Here is a 1992-nt window from a genome sequence, read left to right as displayed (position 1 = left end):
GTTTATCTTTCTGAAGTTCATTTAACTCTTTAGCATTTCGTAATAATGCATATTTGCTGTGAGTCATTGCTGATTCGGTTTTTTCTTTCTCAATTTTATCTTCAATCTTCTCAGATTCTCTTCTGATTTTTCTTCTTTCTCGGTCTAGTTCATCATTTATTTGACCCATAACATGAAATCCATCTGCAACTGCTTGGTGCAACACATGCGGAGGAAACCTCCGCGTGGTTGCATCCGCTATTTCTGCTGAAGGTAAAATTTCCATTGCTAGACTTTTGTAAGGTTTGTACATATCGATACTTACTTCCTCGATTTGACTTAAAACCTCTGTCCCCCAGTCTTTTAGGCATTTTGTTATCTCTTCGCAGGTTCGTTTTGGTAAAATAGTTATTAGTTGCTTTTTATCTAAATCTACTAAGACTGCACAATAATTTTTCGGCCCTTTAACTAATGCGATCTCGTCAATCCCCAGTCTTTTTAGATTCTCCGGCTTTTTTTTGGTAAGCTCTGCACCGATTTCTTTCAATATTGTTTCTACTTCTTGCTCACTCAATCCATTTCTGGTGGCAACATTTTTAATATCGCTCGATAGAATTTCTTCGACTATCTTCCGCTTAACTCTATTTGTAAAACTACTCCGTTTCTTGATGAAGCTAAACTCTTCGCTAAACTTTCGATCGCAATTCAAACATTTGAACTGGCGGCGATTGATTTTTAGATAGACAGGATTTTCACCCATTGGCAGATCTCTAACTGTTAACCAGTGATTCTGATGAAGTTTATTACTTAAATGACCACAATTAGAACATGCCATCGAAGACTGCTGATTTTTTAGATAAATGATGCAGCCAATGTCTGTAATTAATTGATAAGCAGTGACGGTCATCCCCTCGATTTTGAGGATTTCATTAATGGTTTTTAGTTGTGATTTAGATGCCATCGTCAAAACTCAGGATATCGATCAATATTTTTTCGGCCATCTACTATAATAATTAACCTCCACGATCCCTGCCAGTCAATTGTTACAAGATTTATAATACCGATTTATCGATCGCTAGAACGGGAGTATTACAAAGAAATTAGCATAGTAGGTTCGGTAGAACCAGATCTTCTAGAGTGACAAACAAGGGATAATCACGTTCGATCTGCTCGATCACTACACATCTGCGGAGATCTTTAACGTCTTTTTCAGCAGTTTTCAAGGTCGAATAACAATGCGTTATAACGATGATGCATACATCTCCTTGGCCCGTCTTGAGCTAATTAGAAAAGAACCTGCTTAATTGGCGATAGAGTTGAGAGGTACAAATAATACCTTCCAGTTCCAAATGCCATTACCTCAAGTCGTTATTGATACCAATGTCATTATTGCTGGGTTGCGATCTAGGCGTGGTAGTGCATTTCAGTTGTTATCACTCATTGATACAGAACAATTTGACATGCACTTGTCAGTACCTTTCGTACTGGAGTATACGGAGGTTTTGCTACGGGAGCTACCAAATCTCTACCTAAATCGTGATGAAGTCGATGACCTAATCGATTTCTACTGTGCAGTGGGAGTGCCTCATGAAATTTTCTATCTGTGGCGACCATTCTTGCGCGACCCAAAAGATGAAATGGTTCTGGAGCTTGCAGTCAAAGCAGGATGTGAGAGTATAATTACATATAACACCCGTGACTTTGCAGGCGTTGAGCAGTTTGGTTTAAAGCTACTTAAGCCTTCGGAGTTTTTACGCCTGATAGGACAACTGCCATGAGTATTGTTCAAGTTCAAATTCCTGACTCACTCCAGAAAAGTCTATCCGATCTTGCCGATCGTGATGGGATTTCTATCGATCAGTTTATATCTACTGCGATCGCGGAAAAGATCTCAGCTTTGATGACAGAGAATTATCTCAAGGATCGGGCTGCAAGAGGCGATTCTCCTTCAAAGAGGCTTCGCCAACGGGCAAAATATGAAGCAATCTTGGCAAAGGTTCCCGATGTCGAGCC

3 protein-coding genes are annotated in these 1992 nt (G+C 39.6%); 2 read left to right on the top strand and 1 reads right to left on the bottom strand.

What is annotated here, in order from left to right:
* Positions 1-940, bottom strand: a 940-nt coding sequence (locus RMO27_RS07535) for an ISL3 family transposase (protein ID WP_309731018.1), incomplete at its 3' end; no start/stop codon positions are given.
* Positions 941-1328: 388 nt separating this feature from the next.
* On the opposite strand from RMO27_RS07535, the gene RMO27_RS07530 reads away from it, so the two are divergent.
* Both RMO27_RS07530 and RMO27_RS07525 read left to right on the top strand, forming a co-directional pair.
* A complete protein-coding gene (locus RMO27_RS07530; RefSeq protein ID WP_309731017.1) occupies positions 1329-1757 on the top strand; it encodes a putative toxin-antitoxin system toxin component, PIN family in 429 nt (142 codons plus the stop codon).
* On the top strand, positions 1754-1992 hold a 239-nt coding region (locus RMO27_RS07525; RefSeq protein ID WP_309731016.1), incomplete at its 3' end, for a toxin-antitoxin system HicB family antitoxin. The genes RMO27_RS07530 and RMO27_RS07525, both read left to right, overlap by 4 nt.

The organism is Chamaesiphon sp. OTE_75_metabat_556, assembly GCF_031378165.1.
Classification (GTDB): domain Bacteria; phylum Cyanobacteriota; class Cyanobacteriia; order Cyanobacteriales; family Chamaesiphonaceae; genus Chamaesiphon.
This window is presented reverse-complemented; position numbering and strand designations above follow the sequence as displayed.

What these genes read in the sequence shown, in the direction of transcription:
- RMO27_RS07530 (WP_309731017.1), top strand. Translation starts at nt 1,329, where the DNA reads ATGCCATTACCTCAAGTCGTTATTGATACCAATGTCATTATTGCTGGG.